This is a genomic window from Rathayibacter sp. AY1F6, assembly GCF_002932035.1.
GTDB lineage: Bacteria > Actinomycetota > Actinomycetes > Actinomycetales > Microbacteriaceae > Rathayibacter.
In genome coordinates, this window is the sequence record NZ_PSVD01000021.1 from 18,251 (window position 1) to 41,714 (window position 23,464).

The following is a 23,464-nucleotide window of genomic DNA, read 5'->3' on the forward strand; positions in this document are numbered from 1 at the left end:
CCGAGGCGTGGTCGTGTCACCGAACGAGACGTCGGGCGAAGGACCGGCACATGCTCCGAGGGGCGGGCGTGCGCGAGGAGCGATTCGTACAGTGGAGGTATGAGTGTGACGAAGGAGACGGGTACCGCGCGGCGGAGCGGACGAGGGTGGACGCGGGCTGCGTTCGTGCTGGGCGTTCTCGCCGTCGTGTCCTACGCCGTCGGATACCTGGCGGTGGCCCACCTGTGGGTGGGCGATCCCCTGGTCATCGGAGTCGCGACCACGCTGCAGTACCTTCTCCCGCTGGCCGGCGTCCTCGTCGGTCATCAGGCGCGACGACACGTCGGTCCTCGCTGGGAGTCGACGGTGGGACTCGTGCTCTCCTACCTCTTCCTGGCCTTTGCCGTGGTGCCGGTCGTCATCGGCTTGGCCGGACTGCTGCTGGCACGCTGATCGATCGACGACCCGGATCATTCAGCGGTTCACGCGATTCGCGGCCGTCTGAACGATCGGCAGCTTCTTCGCACGAAGGGTGGCGGCGAGGAGCCAGCCGAGGAGGGAAGCGATTCCTGCCGTGACTGCGTATTCCGTGATGAGGCCCGCGGAGGAGGGCCAGGTCGCGTTTCCCGACGCGAGTACCAGTGCGGTGGAGGCGGCGGCGCCGATCGCGAGTCCCAGGCCCAGGAACGCGGCCGCCTGCCCGACGCGCGGGAAGCGGAGTGTCCGCCGGTCGAGCCAGAGACTCGAGGGAAGCCATAGGAGTGCGCCCGCGACAGTGAACGCAGCTGCCGTGCCCGCGATGAGCCCTGCTGCGGACCCGCCCGATACATCCCAGCTGCCCGCGGTTCGCAGCAGCGCAAGGACCGCAACGGCAGGCCACGCCAGAATGCCCCATGCCAGTTCTCGTGCATCCATGAGCATCATGGTCCGGCACGTCGGTGAACACGCCATGAATCAGAACGTTCAGCACTCCACGATCATGTGTTCCGTAAGGGGATGGTTGAGCGGGCCATCTTCGTCGTCCGCGTGGACTCATCCCTCCACAGGACCGGGGCACGTCTCGGGGCTGAAATCGGAGGTTGCGGTGGTTGCGTCCGGGCAGAGGCCGGTGGTCCAACCGTGATCATCCGCGTAGGAGTTGCATTCGTTTGTCAGAGAGAAGACGATCCCTGCGTTCCAGGGTGCCGTGTAGGCGAAAGAGACGACGGGATCCCCTTCATCCGTGAGAGAACTTCAGGCGAGCTCCGCCTCCTCGCCCGCTGCTGCTGCCGTGTCGAGGCATGCGACCGCGTTGATGGGCACGAGCTCGGTTTGATCAAGCACGAACTCTCCGCAGGTGTCGGCAGCGTTGCCTTCCTGCACGATCAGCGGCGCGTCGCGCAACGCGCGAGCTGCCCGGATCGGATCACCCTCCGGAGCTGGTGAACCTGAGTACGCGGCGAGCATCAGTGCGCCAGCAGCAATGAGCGCCGTAGCGGCGCAATGCCGTCCCGCCATTCCCTCGCCTGTTCGTTTCACGGCGCCACCGTACTCAAGACCGCGCCTTTGTCTACTTGCAACCGGCAGGCGGGGCCGGCACCGTCCCGTATCGGGATGGTTCACCGGGCCGATCTGGTGCCCGGCCGTGGAAGACTCGTTGGGCCGACGACAGCGGAGCGTGACGCCAGTAGTGAGCCTCATCCGCTCCAACAGCCTCTCCGGCGCAGCGCAGTATGCGTACGCCGCGACAGTTCCCGCCGGCTCGCGCATGATCTTCCTCGCCGGAGATGTTGCACTGGACGCGGTAGATCCCCTGCCCCGGAGTTGCCGTCACTTCGTCCCTAGTCTTTTCCTATGAACGCATCGAGCTCATTGCCCTCTCTTGACGGTTACCGCTTCGCGGCTGTCCGCGACACAGTCGGCGGCGAAGTAGGACCTGAGACTGTCTTCGACTACCACGAAGCGGACGGCGAGGTGTGGGCCACCTACGCCGGCGGCGCAGTCCGGCGGGGATTCCTTGTCGGCACTCGAACCGGTGACACGGTGGCGTTCCGCTACTGCCAGCTCAACGAGGACGGCGAGACCTCGACGGGATCCTGCGTCTCCGAGATTGTTCTCGACCCAACTGGGCTGCTTCGAATGAAGGAGACGTGGGCCTGGGAATCAAAACCCGGTAATGGCACCAGCGAAGTCACGGAGATCATCGTCCCTCGCCTAGCATCGGTCGTCACAGAACCCCGAACCCGACCCTTTCACGAGTCGTAGAATGAGTGACAAGTTATAGGACAACACTGCTCGGCGCGCCGCGTTTGTGGAGTTGATCGCTAAGTGGCGGCGTCTCTTGATCGTTGCGTGGCGCTGGTTGCCGATGACGAGGATGCTGGCAGCGGCTTCGATGACGTCGTCGGTAATGGTTTCGAGGTCGTTGATCTTGAGCACGCGGGCAATCTGCGGAAAGAGTCGTTCGAGTAGGCGGAAGTTGCCGCGGGTGATGCGTTCGATGGAGGCGATGGCTTGGGCGTCGGTGAAGTCGTCGGGGTCGAGGGTGCGGCCGAGGCGCTTCCAGTGGCGGTCGAGGACGAAGAGGAGTTCGTCGCGACCGAGGGCGCGGTAATGGTGGGAGAAGCCGAGGCGGCTGTAGAGCTGCGGGTAGTGGCGGAAGCGTTGGTCGATGCCGGGCATGCCGATCAGAATTATGGAGAGGTGTTCGCGGTCGTGTCGGTCGCGGAGCAGCTCGAGTGCGGTGGGTGTGAGTCGTTCGGCTTCGTCGATGATGAGTAGCTCGACGAGGTGAGCCACTGGTCGTGCTTTGAAAGGCGGGTCAGGTTCGAGGGAGCGCAGATGTTCGTCGGCGCAGAGGCCGACTTTGATTTGCCAATGGTCGATGTCGTGCATGAGGTCTTTGGGTCGGCAGAGTACTTCGGGTGTGTAGAACACGGTGCGGGATCGGTTGGCGAGGGCGTAGTGCTTGGCGTCGTGATCTCCTCGCGGGCCCCATTCGTTGATGTAGGGCTCGAGAGCGTCCCAGTTCGCATAGCGGTGGGCGGAGTTGGTCTTGCCGACACCAGCATCACCGTGACAGATGCCGATGGTTCGTTCCTTGCGGACGGCGTTGGCGAACTCGGTGAAGCGTCGGTGCTCTTTGGTCACGATGAAGGCCTGGTTCATCACTCGTCCTCTTCATAGGTGCGTAGCCGGCGCCGATGGGGAACGGGCGCGACGCTGTGCGGCTCCTCCCGGACGGTGGCGGTGGGAATGCGGTCGTTGATGACGTGCCGGAGTTGTCGTCGGCGGGCGCGGCGGGCGGCTTCGATGTCGCGGAGGCTGAGTCGGAGGTTGGGGTGAGCTTCGTCGACGGCAACACAGACGAAGGTGTCGCGGTCGTAGACCCGGATCTCTGAGACGTCACGTGGGTCATATCGAATCGTGACGGTGTGCCCGACGAAGGGTGCGAGCGTCGGGGCGAGGTAGCGCTGGCCCTGGAAGTGAACGCCATCGCGCTGCACGACGCGATTCTTCGGAACAGTGAGAAGAAGCCCATCGAGCTGTTCGAGGCCGTCAGGCATACGCGGGAGCCAGCCGTCAGCAACCCATGCGTCTCGCGGAGAGGCTTCGAGCTCGCGATGCGCGCTCGTTGTAGGTCCTGACGAAGGCGCCGATCGCCTGGTCGAGGGCCGCCAGATCAAGTACTGGGTGGGGGCTTCTGCTGCCGGGCCCGAGGTGCCCCGGGAGGGTAGCGAGGAGTTCGGTGTTGATGGTGCGGAAGAAGCGTTCGATCTTGCCGCAGCCCTGGGGTCTGCCGACGATGGAATGGATGATGCGGATGCGCAGCTCGATGGCGGTGCGCTCGAGGTGGTGGCTGGTGAAGTCGGAGCCGTGGTCGACGTGGAGAACGTCAGGTATCCCGCACATAGCCTACGTCGGGTCGGGCTTTCTCCAGATCGCCTGACGGAGAGCAAGTGCTGTGTTCATCGCGGACGGTGCCCCGGCGAAGACGATGTAGCCGCAGATCGCGCGCGAATAGTCGTCCATCACGATCGTCAGCCACGGCCGATCGGGCGCGCCCCCGGTGCCCATGATGAGGATGTCGAGTTCGGTGTGATCCGCCTGCCACATGTGGTTGGGACGTTCGGCGCGTCGGCGAAACACCAGCTCGTGCTTGTCTCGATAGGCGGCCGGTCCTTCCAACGCGAGTGTTACGAGCGCCGGGTCTAGAGCTTGCACGATTTCCCTGACGGTGGCGTAGCTCGGCGCCGACAGGCCATGATGATCTGCTTCAGCGCTTGCTAGGCGGTGCAGCGTGGTCAGCGCTGGTCGCGGCCTGCTCAAAGCCAGTCGTTCGATGAACGCCACGAGCTCAGGCGGCGTTCGACGTACACCAGCGTCCGATCGCTGGTGCGGATCGAGAGCAGTGACGCCGCTTTCTCGGTAGAGCTGATGCCAGCGCTGTAGTGTGCGGAGGCCGATGCCGATGTCTCGTGCGAGGGCGGCGAGGGGTATCTGATCTTCGACGTGAAGTCGGAGAATTCGCCACCGCTCGTCACCGTCCATGGCATTTGCTACATGGCGGTGCTCTCGCGGCCGGCGAGGGCTTGCTGGTGACGGTAGAGGGTGGCGCGACTCCAGCCAACGAGTCGTGCTGCGTCTTCGGCGGTGCGGCCCTTCGCTCGAGCATCGGAGGCGATGGCGAGCTTGTCGGCGATTACTGCAGGATCGGACAGTGGGCGGCCGAAGCGTGTGCCGTTCTGCCGCGCCGCTGCGATCCCCGCATTCACCCGCTCGACGATCAGTTCGCGCTCGTACTCGGCGAGGGTGGCCAGCATGTGGAGCATCAGCCGGCCCGTCGACGTCGCCGGATCGATGCCATCAGAGATAGACCGGACGTGGATGCCGCGGTCACGCAGCAGGTTCACCGTGTTCAGGACGTCCATCAAGGAGCGGCCAAGCCGATCAACTCGCCACACGACCACGGTGTCACCGGACTCTGCATGCTCGAGGAGCTTCTTCATCCCTCGGCGCTCGATCGCGGTCTTGCTCCCGGAGGTGACATCAGCGAACACGTCGCGCTTTTGAACGCCGACAGCCACCAGCGCGTCGAGCTGCAACTGCGCATCCTGACTCGATGTGCTCACGCGGGTGTAACCAAGAAGTCTCACTCGACCAGTGTGACTCACAAACTCCTCGCAGTCATGACCCTGAGACGGTTTCTGTTGAGACGCATTTTCGAGACATCTGCGACCTCGGAATCGCGCGGACCCGACACCGCGACAGCGATGCCGACCGGGCGTCTCAGAAAGCTGTTGTTTTCCGAGATGCAGTTGATGTTGCAGGTACGGTGTCTCCGTGCCGAATAGTTTCGCTCCCGTGGACCCCGTCGCGCTCACGCAGTCTTTGATCCGATGTGCTTCGGTCACCCCGAGCGACGACGGAGCCCTCGATGTCGTGGCAGGCGTACTTGAGAGCCTTGGCTTCATCGTTCATCGGCTGGACTTCGATGGCACCCCGAATCTCTACGCCCGCCGAGGAATCGACGGACCGCACCTGTGCTTCGCCGGTCACACCGATGTCGTTCCCCCAGGCTCTAACGAGTGGAGCTCCGACCCCTTCGATGCGACACTCCGCGACGGGACGATCATCGGTCGAGGTGCCAGCGATATGAAGGGCGCCATCGCCGCTTTCCTCGCAGCGGTCTCGCAGACGCAGCCCGAAGTGCTCGACCTTGGGTCGGTCAGCCTCCTGATCACCGGAGACGAAGAGGGGCCGGCCACGGGTGGCACCGTGCGTGTGCTCGAGTGGCTCGCCGATCGCGGCGACATGCCGGACTTCACCCTTGTCGGCGAAGCGACGAACCCGGAGCGGATCGGCGACGTGATCAAGATCGGACGGCGCGGAAGCCTTAACGCCAACCTGACGGTGCGCGGGTTCCAGGGGCACGTTGCCTACCCCCACCTCGTCGACAACCCGGTGCACCGCCTCATCCGCGTTCTCAACCGACTCGCCACAACACCACTCGACGAGGGGTCCGAGTGCTTCGAGCCGTCGAGTCTCCAGATCACCACGATCGACGTCGGCAATGCGGCGAACAACATGGTGCCCGCCGAAGCAACCGCGCATCTGAACATTCGCTTTAACGACCTTCATTCAGCCGAGAGCCTCGAGGGCTTGATCCGCCGGGCGGCAGAAGAGTTCGCAACCGACTTCACCCTCTTAGTCGAGGTAAGTGGCGACCCCTTCATCACTGCTGGATCGAGCCACGTCGCGCTGTTATCCGAGGCGGTAACATCCGTGACCGGGCGAACTCCCTCGTTGGATACCGGCGGAGGAACTTCCGATGCGCGATTCATCGCCCACTATGGCGAGGTCGCCGAATTCGGCCTCATCAGCAGCACAATCCATCAGATCGATGAACACGTCGTGGTAAGCGATCTGCACCAGCTCACAGTGATTTACTGCACGTTTCTCGCGAAATTCCTGACTCGCTGAAATCCTCGGTGATCCGACGCACGCGTAGCGCGACGTCAAGGAGCGATCAAAGACTGCCGCCACAAAGCGATCAACTCCACACCCATGTGCTCATTGCTTCATTTACTCATTTGAGTTCCGGTCGGCGCCGTGCCGAAGGGGTGGTTGCACTCAGTCTACGGACGGGGCCGCCCCCGCCCTCCGATCCATTGAAGGATGCCGATCGTGACGACCGAAACCACGGCGACCAGAAGGAGGAAGGGAAGGGCACCTAGAACCAGGAACAGCACGAAGCTGTCTCCACCCTCGAGCCCGTCCATGACCGCAGCCGCGACTCTAGAAGAGTCAGGACGCCGGCGTGAGCGGCCCGGTCGTGAAGTCACTCCGACCGTCCCCGCCACAGACCTGGAAATCGGAGGGCGTGTCGATTCCCGGTCCGGCGCCGTCCGAGGTGACGAGCACCCGGACAGTCGTCGCGGTCGTCGGCGTGCAGTCGTATGCGCCGACCGCCGAGAGCTGGCCCTCCGCCTGCGCCGACTCACCCGGAGCGAGAGCCCCCGGGAACGCTTCCGCACCCGACGTGCCGGCGGTGGTGAGCTGCGTCCCATCGGCACCGAGCATCAGAACGCCCGGCCACCCGAAGTACGAGCACGCCTGATCCGAGGCGTTCGTGAGCACGATCGCGAACCCTTCCTGGCCCGCCCCGGAAAGCTCGGGCCGGTCCTCCACCGTGACCGTGAGCTGCGTGTCCCGGCACGGGTCCGCCGGCCACACCGGACCAGCCGCCGCCGCACCCGCAGTCGCGGTCGCCGCCGGAGTAGCGGGGGCGGACGTCGGGGCGGCGGTCGCGGTCGACGCCGGCGCGGCGGCCGACGTCGATGCCGGAGCCCCCGCCGTCGAACCGGCGCAACCGACGAGCGCGAACACCGGAACGGCGAGCAGCAGGGCGAGAGTCGAGTGGGAGGTCCGAGTCGTCTTCATCCGGCGAATCTACCTTTGACTGCTCACTCCCAGTGCGAGACGACGGGCGGCGGGACTTCCCGCTCGTGGTTGAGCACTCGAAAAGCGATCGCGAGGACGACGCAGACGCCGGCACCGATCAATGCGGCAGCGCCAGCCACCGTCATCCACAGCGGTTGGACAGCCGAACCGTCCACGCACAGCGGATTCCACAGGAAGCTCTCGGAGCTGGAGTAGCTTCCACGAACCTCGCACGCCTCTGCCGGATCCCACATGTAGAGAGAGGACATCAACCCGAGAGCGGCGGCGAAAACGGTGAAGATCACGGCGAAAACGAGGGGGATCGCGTGATCCGGCCGAGGAGACTGTCTAACGCTCATCGGGAGGGTGCCCCCCCCCGGAGTTGCCATCTCTCACCACTCATCGCCCAGCTTGCGGAGCCCGTTGTCCTCCGGCAGGGTTTGGCGCGAGTAGTCGTGCAGAACGTCGGGCGACGCAATTTCCTGTCCGTCACGTTCAACTTGACGGCTGGCCGCAATGACGACGCATGTCACGGCCACGATCAACGCCGCAGCAGTCGACAACGTCATCCATATCGGCTGAACGGTTGAACCATCTGAGCACAGCGGGTTCCAGAGGAACCCCTCTCCCGTCAGGCTGCCTCCGCCGCGGGTCCTGCACGTCTCGCTCGGGTCCCACATGTAAATGGAGGCTACGGCTCCCAGGGCGGCTGCAAGACCGCCGAAGACCAAGGCGAGAACGATGGGCGTCGCTGCACTCGGTTGCGGGGGCTCTCCAACGTTCATCGGGACATCATGCACTGCACTCCGAAGGATTGATCAAGAGCCGGAACGCCAGGCCCGGTATCGAGTACCCGCGGGGGGAGGTCATCGCGCCGCGACAGTGAGGTTCAGCTCTTCACCGACGCGCAGAATCTCGTCCGAAGGGAAGCGGAACGGGTTGAGGTAGAACAGGTCATCGGCCGTCATGCCGAATCGTGCCGCGACGTCCTCTGCGAGGTCGTTGCGAGCGACCGTGTACGACGTCGGCACTCCGTCCGTGGATGACACCTCGCCACGCGCTGCTGCACGTGGGCCGGCGTCCCGGGCCACGAGGGTGCTGCGCTGCGGCTCCACGTTCCACTGGACGTCAGCGATGGCGAGGATTTTGGTTGAGCAGTCGGGGTCGTCCTGCGGGCGGGTCGTGAGAACGAGTTGATTGATCGCTGTCGGGTCGCCATGGAACTCTGCGAGGTTCCGCCACGCTTTGTAGGGCTTCCCTGACTCCGCGTCCGCGAGACGCATCGGGAAATCGACGTCGAAACAGGTGGTATCCGCGTCGATCGGATCGAGCGCTCCCATGACCGCTACGGAACCGGAAGACGCGGTGGGGATGACGAGCTCGTCGGATGTCAGGGCCAGCCGGCCGTCCGCCGCGCTCAACTGGACGGCGCCGGTTGTCCCGTCGTTCCCGGTGAAGGTCGCTACGCCTAGGTCGCCGGTCAGTGGAGAGGTGGAGCCGTCTTCGGTGTTCGTCGCCGGTGGCGGAGTCGGTGGTGCAGGCTGCGCCGTGCATCCCGTCATGACCACTAGGCATGCTGCGACCGCGACCGTGCTGCGCACTTTCGAGAACGTCCCCACCGGCTCAGGTTAAGCGACGTCACCGCTTTCCTCGTGGTCGCGTCTCGGCCTGAAATGCTCAGCACGGTTCGGGAAGGGGAGCGTCTGTCGCGGGCCAGCAGGAAGCCCAACGGCTCCTAGGCTGACCCGATGAGTTCCCCGGCACCGACCCGCCCTTTCGTGGGTGTAGTGCGCATCGCGGTCGGTGCAGCCGCGGTCGCGGTGATCCTCCACACCTACGCGCTGAGCATCGTGGCCGGCGACCCGAATCCGTTCGACTACTTCGGCTACTTCACGAACCAGACCAGCCTCCTCGCGAGCGCGGTGCTCATCGTCGCCGGATCGGTCGCGCTCGCCCGCCGTCCGACGCCGGTGTGGCTGAGCTACGTCCGCGGCGCGGCGACGGCCTACCTGATCGTCGTCGCCGTGATCTACAACACCCTCGTCCCCGGTACCGGCACGGCCCCGCCCTGGGTCAGCGCCGTCCTGCACGTGGCGCTCCCCGCCCTCGTCCTCCTCGACTGGATCGTCATCGCCGACCGCGGACCGCTCTCCTGGCGACGGCTGTGGGTGGTCCTGCCCTACCCGATCGTCTGGGTCGTCGTCGTGCTCGTCCGCGGAGCGACCGACGGGTGGGTGCCCTACGGCTTCCTGCTCCCCGAGAACGGGACGCTCTCGCTCGTCCTGCACGTCGCCGGGCTGACCTGCGCGGTGCTCCTCGCGGGCGCGCTGGTCTGGGCGCTGAGCCGACGCCGTGCCTCATCTAGTTGATGTCCAGTCCTCTCTCGCCATGGATCACGAGGAGCTCTGACTCCCGACGTCAGGCGCATCACCTCTCGTATGCGTCGCGACTCGGCCCCGGCGCGCTCTGATCACGCGCGACACGAGATCGATCACCAGCAACCCCGCTCCAGCCGGGATGGCACCGGCCGTAAGAATCAACGCTTGGAAAAGGAGCGGCTGGCTCATCGGCACGGGGGTCAACGACATCGGAAAGACGACGTTCTCGAGCAGGACGGGAAACAGGCCGATAGCGATCCCGCACCAGAGGGCACTCACCACAGCTGGAAGCCACGCGACGAGAACAGGACGACGCGAGAGCCTCCGGGGAGCGACGTAACCTCCGACAGCGGCAACGACGATCCAGATGATGACACCTACACCGCCGGCGCCGATCGCGATGGCTCCCTCGGATGGATCCGCGTCCGTGATCCCCAGAGCCACCATGAAGCTGCTGAACATCAGAACCAGGGCGGCGAGCACAGTGACCACGCCGGCGGCGGTCCAGCCGATGAACGCGTTCACAGATCCATCGGATGCTGAAGTCGCCGCCCGCAAACCGGTACCGACGTTCGTTGCTTGCTCAGTCATTGGTGGGACCTCGATGGTGTTCGCGTGGTCGGAGGACGGCTTGAAGTCGGAGTTTGGCTCGTTGGTGTCGGCCGCGTGCTGTCGATTCGCTGATCCCGAGGATTGTCGCGGCTTCGGGGAGGGTGAAGCCGTCCCAGAGGATGAGCCGGATCAGTTCGGATTGATTCTCCGGGAGGGCGTCGAGGGCTGTGCAGATGTCGAGGGTGTCCGCGCCGACGGGATCGGTTCGGTGGGCGTCGAAGTGCTGGCGGAGTTTCTGCGTGAGGTCGTCGTGTCGGATGGCTCCTCGTGCAGCGTTCGAGTGGACTCGGCGGGCGACTCCGAAGAGCCACATGCGTGCTCGCTCGGGGTCGGCGGGCAGCTGCTCGATGCGTCGCCAAGCGACGATGAAGGTCTCACTGAGAAGGTCAGCGGCGTCAGCGGGAACGGTGACTCGTCGGCCGAAGTAGCTGAGCAGATCCGCTGCGTTCGCGGCGTGGAGGCTCTCGAGCGCCGCGTCCTGGTCGGACCGGCGTCGTCGCGCGATCACTCGGTAGTCCCGGGGGAATCGCTGTCGCACTGTCCCGCCATCTCGATGGAGGTGCTGGTCGTGAAGTAGCCGGCCTCCTCGAGCACATCCCGGATCTCGTCGCCCATGAGAGAGCTGGCGATCACCCCAGGGGTCGCGTCAGGAATGTCTGCCGGGCGGCCGGCGGCTTCCGCCGCAGCGTTCGCCTCATCGATCCCCGCCTGATTCGACGCCAGGGCCGCCTCGATGGCCTCCGGAGTGACACGGGCAATGACCGGATCCCAGTCGTGCTGCGCGAGGAACTCGCGAGCCCTCTCGGTCAGCTCGTCGGTCTCCTCGTCGGAGAGCCCGCCGCCGTACTCCGGTTGGATGCGGGCGACGACTGCGCAGGTCCCGATGTCGGCACCCTCGGTGAGCTCGAACGTGCGCTGCACGGCGACGTCCGGAGTCCAGCCGACCCATTGCAGCAGCGACGGCCCTGCGACGGCGGCCGTGGTTCCGACTCCGACCAGTCCGATCGCCAGAACCGTCGCTCCGACTCCTGAGCGGAACCACGAACGTCGGGGCGGACGCCTCTCGGCCACTGCCCGGGCAATGCCGCGCGCGGCGTCGGCGGCCGCCGGATCCTCGCCCAGCGCCGGCGGCGCAGCTCGTCGCACCAGATCGTCCAGATCGTCCATGCCCGTTCCCCCTCGGTGATTGCTCGTCACTACCGACGTGTCCGGCCGAGGCTCGTTCTTAACGTCGGCCGCGGAGATTCACGCGCCGGCTAGGGCTGGTTGAAGGATTCCCTGGCGTCGGTGATGGTGTTTCCGTCGCGGAGGGTGAGCGTGACGGTGAAGGTCGGCTCCGGTCCGCCGCGGCCAGTCTCGCCTCCCTCGGTGAGGCCGGTTCCGGGCCACCACGCGGCCCAGTGGCCGTCTGTGATCGTGGCGATGACGCTCGTGCCGTCGCCGGTGCGGATGGTGAGCCCGGTCACGTCCGAGCCGACGTCGCCGCTGGTGAAGGCGGCGGGCGGGAGGTTCTCGCCGGTGAACTGGCTGATGCCGCCCTGCGTGTATTCGTCGGCGAGCGGAGTGAAGCCGCCCTCGCTTCCAGTGGAACTGATGAGCGCCCTTCCGGCAGTGCTCGTCCCGGCCGGGATCTCGATGAGGCATGCTCGCTGGCTGGGCGTCGTGTAGGAGAGCATGACCCAGTCGCCGCGCCGTTCCCCGATCGCTGGCTGCCCGAGCTGCTGCGCGTCACCTGACGCACACGCAGCGCCGGCGACGGTCAGGTCGGACGTGCTGGCGATCTCCGCGGTCGACGTCCACGAGGCGTACGCGCGGGAGTCGACACCGGACGGCAGGACGGCGAGAGCGACTCCCAGTGCTGCGGCCGCGAGCCCTGCGGGAAGGATGAACTGCCATCCCCGAGGGCGCCGAGCGGCGGGCTCTCGAGCGGCCACCGGGTCGCTGTGGAGGATCATCTGGAGCCGCGCTGCGGCGGCTTCGTGGGCCGGGCCGTCGAGCTCGTAGTGGGCGGCCGGGTCGAGGTCTTTCGTGGCGAGGAGTTCGGGCGTGGTCATAATGCCTCCAAGGCGGGCGAGTCGGCGTGGTGCTGGTGCGAAGGGGGATCGAGCAGTGCCCGAAGTGCGGTGCGTGCTCGGTAAAGTCGGAGTCGGAAGGCGACGGCGGTGATGCCGAGCACTCCGGCCGCGGAGGGGGAGTCGAGTCCTTCCCAGGCCGTCAGCGCGATCGCTTCCTGGTGCTGCGGTTTGAGCTGCTGCCACGCCTGGTAGAGGTCGAGTCGGGTCGCGATCGCGTCCTCCGGTGACCGCGCGGCCGCGTCGGTGGTGGCGGCGACCCGGATCGTGAGCGCGGTGGTGCGCTGCTGACTGCGGAGGTCGTTGAGGAGACAGTTCCGGGCGATGGTGAATAGCCACGCCCGCGCGGCCTCGTCCTCTGATGGCGCGGTGTCGTGCCGGCGCCAGGCGATCAGGAACGCCTCGTGCGCGAGGTCGGCGGCGCGCTCGGGGTCAGTGCGACGTCTCAGGAATCTGACGACGCTGACGTAATCGCGTTCGTACAGTTCGGAGAAGCTCGCCTCGCGGGCGGACTGTGGTGGGCTCATACCTGGGACATGTCGCCAGCCGGGCTGCTGTTACAGATGCTCGACCAGTTGATGTTCTGTTCCACTCCGGGATCTCGGCTGCGGATCCGTTTGCGAATGATGAAGCCCGCGTTCAGCATGTCAGGCGTCTAGGGCGCCGGGCAGCTTCCTTTCGAGTCGCGCTGCTCGGCTCGCGGCGAGTCCGATCGCCAGCAACACGCCACACACGATGGGGAGTTGCAGTCCAGCCGGCAGCGCTGGGTACATCGGGAAGACCATTGCTCCGAGCGCCTCGATTCCGATCAGCAGGACAGGCAGGCCGATGAGTACGAGCGTCGAGACCGCGGCGGTGACTCGTCCGCGCCAGGGGAGCGCTGTGAGCAGGCCGAGCGCTGCGATAGGCGCCGCTGTCGAGAGGCCGGGACCAAGCCACCCTGCGGACGCCGACACGAAAGCGATGATCAGTTCCGCGGCAGAAGCCGCCAGTGCCATGCCGCGGGCGGCACCTGTTCGTCCGGCCATCGCGAGCCCGAGCGCGACAACGAAAGCGGCTCCCGCGAAGACGGAGGGATTGGTGAACGGTCCGATCGCGCCGGGATAGTTGATCCCCGGTGACCAGTTGATCGTGAAGTAGAAGATGAAGAACGCCGTGGCTAGAGCGAGCGGAATGATCGCGGCCGGCGATCGGCCAGCGTGCGAACGGAAGTGGTGACGCACCCCACCGACCATCAAAGTGACTCGCTGTCCGAGCGTGGGGCGGGACCGGCCTGCGTCGTCGGCTTCGTCCAACAGGATGCCGAGCAGCACCTCACCGTGCTCCGCCCTCCATACGGGCGGGTACCAGCGCAACGCGCGTCGGAAGCGGTCGGCTCGGTAGGCGTCATCGTTCGTCGTCATGCCGTTCTCCAATCGGGGGCGTGGCCAGGTCGGATCGCTGCGGTGGGAACGAGTCCGAGGTTCGCCCGCGCTCGGCGCGCGCTGGCTTCCATGCGATCGACCTCGACACCGAGCGCAGTACGGCCGGCGTCAGTCAGTCGGAAGTAGCGACGGACTCGACCGTTGATCCGCTCGTCTCCATCGGAAGAAATAAGACCCTCCGTATCGAGCCGTTCAAGTGCCGCGTAGAGCGTCGTCACTCGAAGGCGCACGCGATCCTCGGACTGCTCCTCGATCTCCTGGAGGAGCGCGTAACCGTGGCGCCGACCTGTCGCCAACGTGGTCAAGATCCAGAACGTCGTCTCTCGCATCTCGCCGGCCATGATCTGAACCATACTCCAACGCTCGCACTATGAGTCAACTAGTGGCTCCGCTGCAGTCGTGCGCGTGGGTCGAGCGGTTGCGCGGGGTCCCTCTCCACCGAGCGACGGTCCCGTATGGGGATGGGGCACCGAGTCAGTAGACGCAGGTGCGTCAGCCGACGGTGAAGTCACCGATTTTGGTGGTTCCGTCTGTGGCGTAGACGGGGATGGTGTGCGTGATTCCCTCGTTCTCCTCCTGCCATTCGAGGGCGTCTTCCGGGGTGGTGAAGGAGCGTTGCGCGGTGGTGCCGTCCGCGTCCTCGAGGTCACTCCGGCGCACGTACCCTTGCCCGCCGTCGTCAGCGGTGACGGCGATCAGGTCCGGGTCGCCGTTCTCGTTGATGACCCCGTAGCTCTGCCCTTGCTCGTTGGTCGCCCACTCGGTGGTTCTTGCTGTCGCGTAAGCAGCGGTCATCGACCAGCGCGCGTTCGGTGACGTGGTGATCTGCACGCTGCCGTCAATGACGTTCGACAGGGGGAAGAGCGAAGGTGCGATGCCCGGTTCGGTCCCCGTTCCGAAGTCGGTCGAGGAGCAGCTGAGGCTCGATCCGTCCGGGAAGTTGAATCGGCCCGGGGTGAGGCAGCGCAGTGAGAGGAAGACGCCGTTTGCGTCGTCGGGAGTGGCGCCGAGGTCGATGGAGTCGGTGCCGGTGAAGGTGCCGGTGGTCGTGGTACTGATCGTGGTGATGTCCGTCGCTCCGGGGAGGGGAAGGAGGCCGGTGGCGGCGGCGGTCGCGGTGCCGGCGAACAGGGCGAGGGCTGTGATTCCTCCGCCGAGCCACCACCGGCGCCGCGTGGATCGTGAGCGGGCGGGAGTGTCGATGTGGTCGATGAGTGCGGTTCGGAAGGCGCCGGCGAAGTCGTCGCTCATCTGCGGGGCGGTCATGACGTTTCTCCTAGCGTCGACTGGAGGTAGAGGTCGAGCGTGGGGTGTCCGAGGTGTTCGCGCAGCGCGGTCCGAGCGCGATGCAGCTTCGTCCGGGTCGTGCCGGCGCTGAGGCCGAGCACGGGCGCAGCGTCGGTGGGGCTGTAGCCCTCGATCATCACGAGCGTGACCAGGTGCAGATCGGTCGGTGACAGCTGTCCCAGCGCCGCGGCGAGGCGCCGGTCTTCGAGTTCGTCGCTCAGGGCGACGTCCTCGGCTGAACGGTGATGCTCACCGTGGGGGAGCGCGGCGAGAAGGGCGCGGTACCGGCGGCGGCTACGGGTGAGGTTCTGGGCGGCGTTGGTCGTGGTGACCAACAGCCACGGCAGAACCGAACCGTCTACGAGCCGCACCGACGCGCGTCGACGCCAGAGCTCGAGGAACGCGATCGCTGTCGCGTCCTCGGCATCGTCGGCGTCGACCAGGAGCCGGTACGCATGCCTAAAGACGCGGGCACGATGCTGATCAAAGATCAGCGCGAACGCCGAGCCATCCCCAGAGGAGCCTCGCTCCCAGCTCTCCGCGTCACCGCTCTTCGTCGCGTCCATACCTAGTAGTGTCCGGCCGGCCTCGCAGCGTTACGCGCGACGCAGATTCAGCCGTTCCGTGAGTGATCGCCCTATGGGCGGTCGAGTTCGGCGAGTCGACGGGCATAGCGGACCAGTTCGTCCCGCATCTGCTCGATCGACCTCGGCGTGAAGCGCCTCACTTGCAAGTCGAGGATCGCGTTGGCCACCATGTCGCTGACCTCGAAGGCTGCGGCGACGGCTGCTCTCTCGTCATCGCGACCTCCCGAGACGTTCCCGCACACCCGAAACAGCTTCTCGGGATTCTCGATAGCTCTGATGCAAGCGTTGAGGATCTCGGTGCGTGTCAGCAAATTTTGACGTTCTTCGTCGTTGTCCATGCGGTCAGCTGCCCGTCGCTCGAAGCGTCGCCACGAGCCCCTGCAGTTCGGTCGCGTGGTCTCGCTTCCACTCGCGGATCGCAGGGGTGGCGAGCGGGTCCGTGTCCTCGGAGACGGAGTTGTACTGCACCACGGCCACGTCGAGAACAGTGGCGAACACGTCATCATTCGGCTCCGTGGAGGTGCCGGCGACGCCGACAGTCGCAGTGTGATCGATGTCTACTCCGGAGAGGGTGATCGTCCACGCCTGAATCGGACCATCGGGTGTCTGAGTCGCGTCATCGGTTCTCGCGTGGGTGACCTCGATGAGAACTCCGCCTACTGTGCGCTGCATGGCCCGATCGTACTCAGCCGCTCTCTGCGCTGAGCGTCCCGTTGGGGGATGGTCGGCCGGTCACTCTGATGCTTCGACGCTGCACCAGTACTGCAGTTCCGCTCCGTCGCGGTAGAAGTAGTTGAGGCCAGTGAAGCCGTGCCCGCCTCCGAGGTCGTTGCGCAGAGCGTCCGCGTCCGCGTACTGGTACAGCGTTCGCAGAAGCCGGTTCCCACGCAGGTCGGAGACGTTGACGCTGACGAAGTGACCTTCCGGAGCATCCCCGGAGTACTCGACTTTCAGTTGCAGGTTGGGGTAACTCAGCGAAGGGCCTTCGAGTAAGTACATGCCGTCGCACCGCTCGATCACGATCCGATCAGCGAAGGCGTCATCGTTGCTGCCGGCGCGAGGACGGTAGTACGTGAAGCAAGTGATCGACGCGGGCAGGTCAAGCGTTGAGGCGGGATTGATGATGCCTGCCTGTCGATGGTGTCGAACCGGAGAGTCCACGACTGGAGCCTACGCACCATCGGCAAGTTGAAGCGTCCCGTATGCGGATCGCTCGCCGGTCGTATCTTCTCGGCCGCGAGGCTGGGTTCAGGTGGCGGGCGCTGAGGTGATGTCGATCGGAAGTTCGACGTCGATCAGGTCACCGCTGTGTGTGCGCAAGGCGAGCACGGCGGGGCCGGTTTGCAGATCGGCAGGGAGGTCGAAGGACGCGTCGACCGTCGACCGTTCGCCCTTCGGGATCGGTCGGCCAAGCAGTACTTCCTCGCCGCCCGCGGAGGGGGTGATGGTGACCGTGACGTCTGAGGCGGAGCGGCTCGTGCCTCCGGTGTCCTCGCACGTCTCCCATATGAAGTCGGCGCTGAGGTGGACGACTCCGGTGGGGTGCAGAGTTGACTCGTGAAGTTCGACCACTTTGGGCGAGCAGGATCCTGCCGAGCTCGATGTGATGTCGGTGCAACCGCTGACACTCAGCGTGATGGCGGCCGCGGCGACGAGAGACGTCGCTCGTCCTGTTCGTCTGTGCGTCATGCGGGTCAGTGAAGCACTCCGTGCTGTCGCCTGCATCAGGAGTACAGCGAACGATCATCAGATCGTTGAAAGGTTGACTGATCAGCGTTCCGTTAGGGGATCGGTTATAGACGCATTCTGATGCTGCGGCTCCATCGTGGAGCACGCGTTCGAGCGGGGGCAGGTCCGGGCGATCTCCAGTCGCTCCTGTGATCGGACGAGCCGCTTAGGCTGTCGCGCATGCGAGGGCGTGCAGTGATGGTGGTTGGGATCTGCGGAATCGGGTTGTTGATGCTCGGCTGCGCGCGTGGTGAGTCGCAGAGGCTGCCGGGGATCGGGTCGAGTGAGCCGGCTCCGGAAGGTGCGGTGTATCGCTCCTTCTATCGGGGCGGGGTCGCGGGGTACGAGGCGAGTCGCGTTCGCTGGCTCGATGACGGTGATGGGTTCGAGTTGACCCTGACGGGAAGTGGAAACTGCCCCGTCGTTCCCGTAGCGATCGAAGTCCTGGCTCCGGATCGCCTGCTGATCGAGACGAAGCAACAGGTCGACCCCGGCGGATGCCAGGAGGACTCCGCTCTGTGGAGCTTCGTGCTCGACGCACCCGGAGGCCTCGACAGCACCGCGCCGGTCCAGGTGGACATCTCCGGAGAGGGGATCGCCTCTACCGAAGAGATATCACCGCGACGGTGAGTTGAAACCAGGCCAGAAGAGGTCGTCCCGTATGGGGATCGTTCATCGGTGCACGCAGACGCGACACCGAGCGCCTGTCGTTCCTCACGGTCGCCTGCACAGCTCGTCGCTGCGTCCCAAACCTCGTGCAGATGACCGTGAACGTTCAGGTCTTCGAGTTCGTCTGCACAACCGACGTGAGCGCGCCGGAATCGTCAGCCGCAGTAGTGATGCTCGAGTACTTCACCCCTCGAAGAAGTAGTGCAGCACTCACCCCGCCGACTACAGCCGCCACGACACCGAGACCGACAGCGATCCCCGCCGTCATCGGATCACCCACGACGGCAGCTACGCCGGCCGCAACAACCCATGGAACGCTCGACCCTACGGCCGGCCCAATAGGGCTGATCAGCGGGGACGACTCGGTGGCTCGTCCCGACCGCAGAGTGATCAGAATCGCCACGAATCCTCCGGCGACGGCAGCCAGGGCACTGACCCCACCGATAATGGCGCCCACCATAATCAAGTAGGCGAAGGCGCCCCACCCGCCCTGTTCGCGGAAGTCGGAGTTACCCGTAAGGACCAATCCCAGACCGAGCAGCGCACCCAGCACCACGCCGACGGGTACAGCACAGAGAGCGGCCCTCCGATGAAGATGGACGATCTGCCGCATGTAGCCACGTTAGCCGGAGAGTCTCCCGGTCAGCGCAATGGCCGTCCCGTAAGAGGATCGTTCACCGATGCGGATCTGACCCGAGTGGTCCAGCGCGCTCCTGCCGTTCACCCGTTGGTCCGATAGTGATGTTGTGCAGACGCTGTCGCTCAAGGCTTCCGCAGCGATCGCGGGCGCAATCACTCTCCTCGCCCTCGTCGCGGGCGTCTTCCTCGACGGATTCTCGTTCGCGTGCAACGAGTCCCTTCCGCCTCAGTGCACGGGGTTCCACGTCGCGTGGCCGGCTCTTTGTTCTGTCGCCCTCGCGACCCTCGTTCTCCTGGTCGTAGCGATGCGTCTCAGCACGCGCTTCCACGCTCGATGGCGGTGGCTGCTGCTCGCCATGGGCATGGTCGGCGCCGTCACCAGCTGGGTTCTGGCTCTGCGCACCGCCGTGATCGTCGGTTGAGCAGACCACGGAACGTTCCGTATAGAGATCGTTGACCGGTCAGCCATCGATCTTCTGAGGTATCGGACGAGCGGTTGGATGGATCGATGGGGTGAGGTCGTATGGCGGAATCGTGTCCCGAGGGAAGTCGAGGGAGGCCAGCCCAAGGAGGGTGATCATCGCCACAAGAGCGCAGGCAGCAGTGATGAGCGCCGCGAGCAGTAGCCGCTCAAGGGTGCGCATGGCACGAGGTAATGGCACGAGGTGAGCGGCTTCGGCCGTTCTGGGCGCATCCCGTATGGGGATCGTTCAGCGGATGGCAGCGGCCGGCTGAGGGCGCCGATCGGGGGTCTCCGTTGCCCGTAGCGGACCGAGCCCGAGTGCGCGTCTGAGGACGAACGCGCGCGACGCAGGCCCGGACAACTCTCGCCGTCGCCGGTCGTAGGTTCGGCTAGGTTCAACTCGTGCCTTCGAGTCGACCAAGTGACCTTTCCGCTTCGGCAACAATAGGAGCAAGTTTTCTTGCGCACGCGTGGATAGCCCTGCTTGTAGGGGTTTCTTACACGGTATCTGCTCTTATGATTGCTGGACCGATGCGTGAAGCGGCCTCGGGAGTGCAATACACGCTGGCAGATGCAGTTTTTGAATACGCGTGGCCGTTTGCTTTAGTTGCTGTAGTTCTTCTCGCGCTGTCGCCCTTGACCGCGAAGATATCGAGGTCTATTAGTGGCAGCACTAATGGGGGTTCTCATCAACCACTGAGTATCACGAGAAACGCTTGGCTTATTTCGTTAGTTGCATTTGGGGTCTGTTTAATTCCCGCAACCCTTGCCAGCGCTTTTGGGTTTCTGATAATACCATTCTTGCTAATCATTGGCACCCCGTCGTCTTTTTGCATAGTGGTGCTCTTCTTGCAAAGGGCGAATGCGCGCAGTGCGCGACAAATCAGACCCTGAAACAGGTGGTCGCGTGTTCGCCGTGTACTCACCGGAGGGGCCGGCGCCTTGCTTCATACGTTGCTGCGTGGCGATCCCGCCCGAGGGTCAGAGGGTGGGGAACCAGCTTGAGTTGTCCACGATCCACAGCGACACGGAGTTCCAGAGCCCGGTGATGACGAGGACGCCGATGACGATGAGGAGCACGGCGACGGCCTTGTTGGCGTAGGCGCCGATGCGGCGCAGCCAGCGGCGTGAGCGTGCTGCGCGGGCGAGGACGAGTCCGAGCAGGAACAGCGGGGTGAGCATGCCGAGGAAGTAGACGAACCCCAGCGCGACGCCGAGTCCCACGGTGTCGATGTTGGAGGCGAGGCCGTAGGCGATGGCGAGGGATGGGCCGAGGCAGGGGTACCAGACGGCGGCGCAGCTGATTCCGAGCAGCAGTGCCTTCGCGGCCGAGCCGCCCGGGGTGGACGTTTTCGTGATCCAGGGGATCCGGAGGAAGCCGAGGGAGTAGAGGCCGGCGGCGATGAGCAGTCCGCCGGCGATGAACGTGTACGGCGGCCGGGCGAGGTTCACGTTCGCGCCGAACGCGAGCAGCAGGGCCACGGATCCGATCAGTACGAGAGCGGCCCCGACCGCGAACGCGAGAATCGACCACACCTGCCGAGACGGTCGGGCCCGTCCGTCCCCTGTCGAGGTGAGGGCGCCGACGATGCCGGGGAGGATCGGTGCGGCACAGGGGGAGAGGAGAGCGAGCGCGCCCGCGAGGAACGCGGTGCCGAGCGCGGAGAACATCCCCTCACCCTAGTTTCCGGAAAGGGCACATCCTGGTCTCGCGCTTCCTAAGCTGACCTCGTGACCTGGACAAGTCGACCGCGCAGCATCGCAAGGGTGACCGCTCGAACCCTCGCCATCACGGCCATCGCTGCCGCGGGCGCGGCCTCGCTGAGCGGGTGCTTCACCACCGCCGAGCGGCCGCCGCTCACTTTCGCGGACCTCGACCGGGCGGCGACCGACGCCGATACGTTCCCGACGCTGCCCCCGCGGGCCTCCTCGTCCAAAATGGACGAGACCAGCTCCCGGCTCGTCGGCCGAGTCGGCGACCGGTCGCTGTTCCTGGCGCGCACGAGCGATCCGGAGACGACGTGCCTGACGAGCTTCGCTGACGAGGACACATGGAACCAAAGCTGCGGCGTCGGCGGGTTCGACTCCACGGTCGACCGGAACACTCTCCATGTCGTCCCGGACGGCGGGAGAGTCGAAGAGACGTGGACGCCGCTGAGCGAAAACGTCTTCATTGACAGTCCTGGTGTGCGGTGACGACGATCGAGGAGCTTCGACTGGATAAGAGAGGCAGGGAGCGGATGACTCAGAATCAAACTCGACTGCTCTCGTTCGCGTCGGCAGGAGCCCCGATCTTTGCAGTCGGGTTCGATGCTCGAGGAGGTCGCGGCGTTTCAAGTGCGAACTCCTTCTACCATCACCCCTCATTCCGACAAACGTTCTGGTCGCGGGTGAACCAGTGAAGCGTCGCGTCCGGTGGCGCTGGATTGCTCTCGCGGTCATCGTCCTCGTGGCGGGGTTTCTTCTCTCAAGCGACCTATCAGGGAGCTGTATGGACTACGTGAACGCGCCAGGCGTGTGCACTCGCGCCAACGAAGACCCGAGAACATGGGTCCTCCTTGTGATCGGTCCCCTGATCCTTGTGGGTGCGCTCTACCAAGCCTTCCGGCGTAGGTGACAGACGAAGAGGTATGCCCCTCTTGGGAGCGACATACTGCTTCGCGGGCGGGAGCGGTTGATCTATGACCGTCCTGGTCGTCGTGCAGAGATGGTTGATCGGTTGAACGGCTGGCGAGGTGCCGATTCGTGGCCCGTCTCAGGTGGCTGGCGGTGCTGTGATCTCGAGAGAAAGTTCGATCTCGATCGGGTCGCCGCTGTGTGAGCGTAGGGCAAGAACAGCGGGGCCGGTGGGCAGGTCGGCGGGGAGGTCGAAGGACTCGTTGACAGTGGATCGTTCGCCCTTCGGTATCGGTCGGCCGAGGAGTATCTCTTCGCCGCTCGCGGAAGGGGTGATGGTCACCGTGACGTCCGAAGCTGCGCGGCTCGTGCCTCCGGTGTCTTCACACGTCTCCCAGATGAAGTCGGCGCTGAGCCGGACCACTCCGTCTGGTTGCAAGGTCGACTCTTGAAGCTCGACCGCCTTTGCGGCGCAGGATCCGGCCGAGCTCGAAGTCACGCCGGCGCAGCCGCTAACGCTGAAGACCATGCCTGCCGCGACGACAATGGATGTCAGCCCTGCTGTCCGTCCCTGCCTCATGCAGGTCAGTGAAGCATTGCGCGCTCCTGCTCTCATCACGAGCGCCGCAAACGTCATCAAACCGTTGATGTCCCGCACTCGGCGTTCGGTAGAGATCCGGAGGGCAGCGCCGGTCGAACCTCCCGTAACGGGATCGGTGAGCGGAACGTTTCGAGCTACGCGGGCTCGCGGAGGCCGATCGTGACGAGTGTGGCCGCCGCGTCGCTCACCGGCTCGGCGGCGTCAGCCGGACATCGAGCGGCGTCCATACACTGAGGACTTGTGACTGCTGATCGAATCCAGCTCGTGCGCGACGACAAGCTCGCTATCGTCCCCGCCTCCGCCGTCGCGGTGCAGCCGTCAGCGGGCTGCTGATGGCCGGCGGGGCGAGCAGTGCGCTCGCCTGCAACGCTCTCGGCGCGGTGATCCATGACGTCCGATCAGCGATCTGACCACGACGCGTCTCTCGCGCGCGAGCCCGACACGGCTCAGGCTCGCACCGATGCGAACTTCCGCCCGGCCGACCACTTCGACTCCGACGGGTCTATCACGCAGCCCACCCTCGGCTTCACCGGGTGGGTCCGCTGGATGTGGCGCCAGCTCACCAGCATGCGCACCGCGCTGTTCCTGCTGCTGCTGCTCGCGATCGCGGCGGTGCCGGGCTCGCTCGTGCCGCAGCGCTCCTCCGACCCCAACGGCGTCACCCAGTACTTCATCGACAACCCGGACCTCGCGCCGCTGCTCGACAAGGTCCAGGCCTTCGACACCTACACCTCGGCGTGGTTCTCGAGCATCTACCTGCTGCTGTTCGTATCGCTGATCGGCTGCATCATCCCGCGAACGAAGCACCACTTCCAGGCGATGCGCTCGCGCCCGCCGAAGACGCCGGCCCGTCTGCAACGCCTCGCCGGCTACACCGTCCGAGAGGTCGAGGGCGCCACTGCGGAGGAGGCGATCGAGGGCGCCCACGCGATGCTGCGCCGCGCCGGCTACCGCATCGAGCGGTACAACGACCCGCGCGGCCGCTGG

34 protein-coding genes and 1 pseudogene are annotated in these 23,464 nt (G+C 65.3%); 8 read left to right on the plus strand and 27 right to left on the minus strand.

The window, feature by feature from the left end; all coding sequences use genetic code 11:
* The first annotated feature begins 99 nt into the window (after positions 1 to 99).
* Positions 100 to 432, plus strand: coding sequence for a hypothetical protein (locus C5C44_RS14040; RefSeq protein WP_146084349.1), 333 nt, complete (start codon positions 100 to 102; stop codon positions 430 to 432).
* Positions 433 to 453: 21 nt separating this feature from the next.
* On the opposite strand, the gene C5C44_RS14045 is transcribed toward C5C44_RS14040, so the two are convergent.
* Complete coding sequence (locus C5C44_RS14045; RefSeq protein ID WP_146084350.1) at positions 454 to 894, minus strand: hypothetical protein; 441 nt, start codon at positions 892 to 894, stop codon at positions 454 to 456.
* A gap of 318 nt (positions 895 to 1,212) precedes the next feature.
* Complete coding sequence (locus C5C44_RS16775) at positions 1,213 to 1,497, minus strand: hypothetical protein (RefSeq protein WP_146084351.1); 285 nt, start codon at positions 1,495 to 1,497, stop codon at positions 1,213 to 1,215.
* A 315-nt stretch (positions 1,498 to 1,812) separates the two neighbouring features.
* Between C5C44_RS16775 and C5C44_RS14055 the strand changes: the two genes are divergently transcribed.
* The gene (locus tag C5C44_RS14055) at positions 1,813 to 2,223 is read left to right on the plus strand and encodes a hypothetical protein (RefSeq protein ID WP_104223373.1); all 411 of its coding nucleotides are present in this window, start codon (positions 1,813 to 1,815) and stop codon (positions 2,221 to 2,223) included.
* Positions 2,224 to 2,319: 96 nt separating this feature from the next.
* On the opposite strand, the pseudogene C5C44_RS14060 reads toward C5C44_RS14055, so the two are convergent.
* The 5 genes and pseudogenes from C5C44_RS14060 to C5C44_RS14070 all read right to left on the minus strand — a co-directional run.
* Positions 2,320 to 3,126 (minus strand): annotated as a pseudogene (locus tag C5C44_RS14060) (AAA family ATPase); the annotation flags it as partial.
* Positions 3,126 to 3,524, minus strand: coding sequence for a Mu transposase C-terminal domain-containing protein (locus C5C44_RS17460; protein ID WP_308471041.1), 399 nt, complete (start codon positions 3,522 to 3,524; stop codon positions 3,126 to 3,128). The pseudogene C5C44_RS14060 and the gene C5C44_RS17460, both read right to left, overlap by 1 nt.
* Before the next feature lie 16 nt (positions 3,525 to 3,540).
* Positions 3,541 to 3,870, minus strand: coding sequence for a hypothetical protein (locus C5C44_RS17465; RefSeq protein ID WP_308471042.1), 330 nt, complete (start codon positions 3,868 to 3,870; stop codon positions 3,541 to 3,543).
* Positions 3,871 to 3,873: 3 nt separating this feature from the next.
* The gene (locus C5C44_RS17470; RefSeq protein WP_308471043.1) at positions 3,874 to 4,509 is read right to left on the minus strand and encodes a helix-turn-helix domain-containing protein; all 636 of its coding nucleotides are present in this window, start codon (positions 4,507 to 4,509) and stop codon (positions 3,874 to 3,876) included.
* Between the two features lie 8 nt (positions 4,510 to 4,517).
* The gene (locus tag C5C44_RS14070) at positions 4,518 to 5,114 is read right to left on the minus strand and encodes a recombinase family protein (RefSeq protein WP_104336051.1); all 597 of its coding nucleotides are present in this window, start codon (positions 5,112 to 5,114) and stop codon (positions 4,518 to 4,520) included.
* Positions 5,115 to 5,322: 208 nt separating this feature from the next.
* Here C5C44_RS14070 and dapE point away from each other — a divergent pair, with 208 nt between their 5' ends.
* Entirely contained in the window at positions 5,323 to 6,441 is a 1,119-nt protein-coding gene (gene dapE / locus C5C44_RS14075) for a succinyl-diaminopimelate desuccinylase (protein ID WP_219814942.1), read from the plus strand.
* Positions 6,442 to 6,765: 324 nt separating this feature from the next.
* Here dapE and C5C44_RS14080 read toward each other — a convergent pair whose 3' ends face one another.
* The 4 genes from C5C44_RS14080 to C5C44_RS14090 form a co-directional block, all read right to left on the minus strand.
* Positions 6,766 to 7,401: a DUF4232 domain-containing protein gene (locus tag C5C44_RS14080; protein WP_104336052.1), complete on the minus strand. Its 636-nt coding sequence runs from the start codon at positions 7,399 to 7,401 to the stop codon at positions 6,766 to 6,768.
* A 23-nt stretch (positions 7,402 to 7,424) separates the two neighbouring features.
* Complete coding sequence (locus tag C5C44_RS14085) at positions 7,425 to 7,706, minus strand: hypothetical protein (RefSeq protein ID WP_104223367.1); 282 nt, start codon at positions 7,704 to 7,706, stop codon at positions 7,425 to 7,427.
* 87 nt (positions 7,707 to 7,793) lie between these two features.
* Positions 7,794 to 7,970, minus strand: coding sequence for a hypothetical protein (locus tag C5C44_RS17120; protein WP_181027276.1), 177 nt, complete (start codon positions 7,968 to 7,970; stop codon positions 7,794 to 7,796).
* 297 nt (positions 7,971 to 8,267) lie between these two features.
* A complete protein-coding gene (locus C5C44_RS14090) occupies positions 8,268 to 9,020 on the minus strand; it encodes a LysM domain-containing protein (protein WP_104336054.1) in 753 nt (250 codons plus the stop codon).
* Between the two features lie 168 nt (positions 9,021 to 9,188).
* On the opposite strand from C5C44_RS14090, the gene C5C44_RS14095 reads away from it, so the two are divergent.
* Positions 9,189 to 9,770 carry a Pr6Pr family membrane protein gene (locus tag C5C44_RS14095; protein WP_258066750.1) on the plus strand — a complete coding sequence of 194 codons (582 nt, stop codon included), beginning with the start codon at positions 9,189 to 9,191 and terminating at the stop codon, positions 9,768 to 9,770.
* 24 nt (positions 9,771 to 9,794) lie between these two features.
* On the opposite strand, the gene C5C44_RS14100 is transcribed toward C5C44_RS14095, so the two are convergent.
* The 13 genes from C5C44_RS14100 to C5C44_RS14160 all read right to left on the minus strand — a co-directional run bounded on the left by C5C44_RS14100 (position 9,795) and on the right by C5C44_RS14160 (position 17,450).
* Positions 9,795 to 10,304 (minus strand): hypothetical protein, encoded by a 510-nt coding sequence (locus tag C5C44_RS14100; RefSeq protein ID WP_104336056.1) that lies wholly within the window; start codon positions 10,302 to 10,304, stop codon positions 9,795 to 9,797.
* A gap of 58 nt (positions 10,305 to 10,362) precedes the next feature.
* Positions 10,363 to 10,899 (minus strand): RNA polymerase sigma factor, encoded by a 537-nt coding sequence (locus C5C44_RS14105; RefSeq protein WP_181132853.1) that lies wholly within the window; start codon positions 10,897 to 10,899, stop codon positions 10,363 to 10,365.
* Positions 10,896 to 11,558, minus strand: coding sequence for a hypothetical protein (locus tag C5C44_RS16780; RefSeq protein WP_104340471.1), 663 nt, complete (start codon positions 11,556 to 11,558; stop codon positions 10,896 to 10,898). The genes C5C44_RS14105 and C5C44_RS16780 overlap by 4 nt, the downstream gene beginning before the upstream one ends.
* A gap of 89 nt (positions 11,559 to 11,647) precedes the next feature.
* Entirely contained in the window at positions 11,648 to 12,445 is a 798-nt protein-coding gene (locus tag C5C44_RS14115) for a hypothetical protein (RefSeq protein ID WP_104336058.1), read from the minus strand.
* On the minus strand, positions 12,442 to 12,990 hold the full coding sequence (locus C5C44_RS14120; RefSeq protein WP_104336059.1) for an RNA polymerase sigma factor: 549 nt from the start codon (positions 12,988 to 12,990) through the stop codon (positions 12,442 to 12,444). Before C5C44_RS14120 ends, C5C44_RS14115 begins: the two co-directional genes overlap by 4 nt.
* 120 nt (positions 12,991 to 13,110) lie before the next feature.
* On the minus strand, positions 13,111 to 13,866 hold the full coding sequence (locus C5C44_RS14125; RefSeq protein WP_104258130.1) for a hypothetical protein: 756 nt from the start codon (positions 13,864 to 13,866) through the stop codon (positions 13,111 to 13,113).
* The gene (locus C5C44_RS14130) at positions 13,863 to 14,240 is read right to left on the minus strand and encodes a PadR family transcriptional regulator (protein WP_219812216.1); all 378 of its coding nucleotides are present in this window, start codon (positions 14,238 to 14,240) and stop codon (positions 13,863 to 13,865) included. Before C5C44_RS14130 ends, C5C44_RS14125 begins: the two co-directional genes overlap by 4 nt.
* A gap of 139 nt (positions 14,241 to 14,379) precedes the next feature.
* A complete protein-coding gene (locus C5C44_RS14135) occupies positions 14,380 to 15,153 on the minus strand; it encodes a peptidase M56 family protein (protein WP_104336060.1) in 774 nt (257 codons plus the stop codon).
* Positions 15,150 to 15,740 (minus strand): RNA polymerase sigma factor, encoded by a 591-nt coding sequence (locus C5C44_RS14140; protein WP_104336061.1) that lies wholly within the window; start codon positions 15,738 to 15,740, stop codon positions 15,150 to 15,152. The genes C5C44_RS14135 and C5C44_RS14140 overlap by 4 nt, the downstream gene beginning before the upstream one ends.
* A 71-nt stretch (positions 15,741 to 15,811) precedes the next feature.
* Positions 15,812 to 16,099, minus strand: coding sequence for a hypothetical protein (locus tag C5C44_RS14145; RefSeq protein WP_104336062.1), 288 nt, complete (start codon positions 16,097 to 16,099; stop codon positions 15,812 to 15,814).
* 4 nt (positions 16,100 to 16,103) lie between these two features.
* Positions 16,104 to 16,433 (minus strand): hypothetical protein, encoded by a 330-nt coding sequence (locus C5C44_RS14150; RefSeq protein WP_104336063.1) that lies wholly within the window; start codon positions 16,431 to 16,433, stop codon positions 16,104 to 16,106.
* A 60-nt stretch (positions 16,434 to 16,493) separates the two neighbouring features.
* The gene (locus C5C44_RS14155) at positions 16,494 to 16,922 is read right to left on the minus strand and encodes a hypothetical protein (RefSeq protein ID WP_146084352.1); all 429 of its coding nucleotides are present in this window, start codon (positions 16,920 to 16,922) and stop codon (positions 16,494 to 16,496) included.
* An 87-nt stretch (positions 16,923 to 17,009) separates the two neighbouring features.
* On the minus strand, positions 17,010 to 17,450 hold the full coding sequence (locus C5C44_RS14160; protein WP_146084353.1) for a hypothetical protein: 441 nt from the start codon (positions 17,448 to 17,450) through the stop codon (positions 17,010 to 17,012).
* A 237-nt stretch (positions 17,451 to 17,687) separates the two neighbouring features.
* Here C5C44_RS14160 and C5C44_RS14165 point away from each other — a divergent pair, with 237 nt between their 5' ends.
* Positions 17,688 to 18,119, plus strand: coding sequence for a hypothetical protein (locus C5C44_RS14165; protein WP_181132856.1), 432 nt, complete (start codon positions 17,688 to 17,690; stop codon positions 18,117 to 18,119).
* A 145-nt stretch (positions 18,120 to 18,264) separates the two neighbouring features.
* Here the strand turns inward: C5C44_RS14165 and C5C44_RS14170 are convergent, their stop codons facing one another.
* A complete protein-coding gene (locus tag C5C44_RS14170) occupies positions 18,265 to 18,771 on the minus strand; it encodes a hypothetical protein (protein ID WP_146076974.1) in 507 nt (168 codons plus the stop codon).
* 133 nt (positions 18,772 to 18,904) lie between these two features.
* On the opposite strand from C5C44_RS14170, the gene C5C44_RS14175 reads away from it, so the two are divergent.
* Positions 18,905 to 19,219 (plus strand): hypothetical protein, encoded by a 315-nt coding sequence (locus C5C44_RS14175; RefSeq protein WP_104336067.1) that lies wholly within the window; start codon positions 18,905 to 18,907, stop codon positions 19,217 to 19,219.
* 1,022 nt (positions 19,220 to 20,241) lie between these two features.
* Here the strand turns inward: C5C44_RS14175 and C5C44_RS14180 are convergent.
* The gene (locus C5C44_RS14180) at positions 20,242 to 20,931 is read right to left on the minus strand and encodes a cytochrome c biogenesis CcdA family protein (RefSeq protein WP_104263156.1); all 690 of its coding nucleotides are present in this window, start codon (positions 20,929 to 20,931) and stop codon (positions 20,242 to 20,244) included.
* A gap of 96 nt (positions 20,932 to 21,027) precedes the next feature.
* Between C5C44_RS14180 and C5C44_RS14185 the strand changes: the two genes are divergently transcribed.
* Positions 21,028 to 21,456, plus strand: a complete 429-nt coding sequence (locus C5C44_RS14185; RefSeq protein ID WP_104234412.1) for a hypothetical protein — start codon at positions 21,028 to 21,030, stop codon at positions 21,454 to 21,456.
* Positions 21,457 to 22,015: 559 nt separating this feature from the next.
* Here the strand turns inward: C5C44_RS14185 and C5C44_RS14190 are convergent.
* Entirely contained in the window at positions 22,016 to 22,534 is a 519-nt protein-coding gene (locus tag C5C44_RS14190; protein WP_146079334.1) for a hypothetical protein, read from the minus strand.
* A 330-nt stretch (positions 22,535 to 22,864) separates the two neighbouring features.
* Between C5C44_RS14190 and C5C44_RS14195 the strand changes: the two genes are divergently transcribed.
* Positions 22,865 to 23,464: cytochrome c biogenesis protein ResB (locus C5C44_RS14195; RefSeq protein WP_146084355.1), on the plus strand; the 600-nt coding region annotated here is incomplete at its 3' end.

Bases quoted from the DNA above. Each gene is read 5' to 3' on its own strand.
- C5C44_RS14040 (WP_146084349.1), top strand. From the start codon at position 100: ATGAGTGTGACGAAGGAGACGGGTACCGCGCGGCGGAGCGGACGAGGG.
- C5C44_RS14045 (WP_146084350.1), bottom strand. From the start codon at position 894: ATGGATGCACGAGAACTGGCATGGGGCATTCTGGCGTGGCCTGCCGTT.
- C5C44_RS14055 (WP_104223373.1), top strand. From the start codon at position 1,813: ATGAACGCATCGAGCTCATTGCCCTCTCTTGACGGTTACCGCTTCGCG.
- C5C44_RS17460 (WP_308471041.1), bottom strand. From the start codon at position 3,524: ATGCCTGACGGCCTCGAACAGCTCGATGGGCTTCTTCTCACTGTTCCG.
- C5C44_RS17465 (WP_308471042.1), bottom strand. From the start codon at position 3,870: ATGTGCGGGATACCTGACGTTCTCCACGTCGACCACGGCTCCGACTTC.
- C5C44_RS17470 (WP_308471043.1), bottom strand. From the start codon at position 4,509: ATGGACGGTGACGAGCGGTGGCGAATTCTCCGACTTCACGTCGAAGAT.
- C5C44_RS14080 (WP_104336052.1), bottom strand. From the start codon at position 7,401: ATGAAGACGACTCGGACCTCCCACTCGACTCTCGCCCTGCTGCTCGCC.
- C5C44_RS17120 (WP_181027276.1), bottom strand. From the start codon at position 7,970: ATGACGTTGTCGACTGCTGCGGCGTTGATCGTGGCCGTGACATGCGTC.
- C5C44_RS16780 (WP_104340471.1), bottom strand. From the start codon at position 11,558: ATGGACGATCTGGACGATCTGGTGCGACGAGCTGCGCCGCCGGCGCTG.
- C5C44_RS14115 (WP_104336058.1), bottom strand. From the start codon at position 12,445: ATGACCACGCCCGAACTCCTCGCCACGAAAGACCTCGACCCGGCCGCC.
- C5C44_RS14120 (WP_104336059.1), bottom strand. From the start codon at position 12,990: ATGAGCCCACCACAGTCCGCCCGCGAGGCGAGCTTCTCCGAACTGTAC.
- C5C44_RS14125 (WP_104258130.1), bottom strand. From the start codon at position 13,866: ATGACGACGAACGATGACGCCTACCGAGCCGACCGCTTCCGACGCGCG.
- C5C44_RS14130 (WP_219812216.1), bottom strand. From the start codon at position 14,240: ATGGTTCAGATCATGGCCGGCGAGATGCGAGAGACGACGTTCTGGATC.
- C5C44_RS14135 (WP_104336060.1), bottom strand. From the start codon at position 15,153: ATGACCGCCCCGCAGATGAGCGACGACTTCGCCGGCGCCTTCCGAACC.
- C5C44_RS14140 (WP_104336061.1), bottom strand. From the start codon at position 15,740: ATGGACGCGACGAAGAGCGGTGACGCGGAGAGCTGGGAGCGAGGCTCC.
- C5C44_RS14145 (WP_104336062.1), bottom strand. From the start codon at position 16,099: ATGGACAACGACGAAGAACGTCAAAATTTGCTGACACGCACCGAGATC.
- C5C44_RS14150 (WP_104336063.1), bottom strand. From the start codon at position 16,433: ATGCAGCGCACAGTAGGCGGAGTTCTCATCGAGGTCACCCACGCGAGA.
- C5C44_RS14160 (WP_146084353.1), bottom strand. From the start codon at position 17,450: ATGACGCACAGACGAACAGGACGAGCGACGTCTCTCGTCGCCGCGGCC.
- C5C44_RS14165 (WP_181132856.1), top strand. From the start codon at position 17,688: ATGGTGGTTGGGATCTGCGGAATCGGGTTGTTGATGCTCGGCTGCGCG.
- C5C44_RS14170 (WP_146076974.1), bottom strand. From the start codon at position 18,771: ATGCGGCAGATCGTCCATCTTCATCGGAGGGCCGCTCTCTGTGCTGTA.
- C5C44_RS14180 (WP_104263156.1), bottom strand. From the start codon at position 20,931: ATGTTCTCCGCGCTCGGCACCGCGTTCCTCGCGGGCGCGCTCGCTCTC.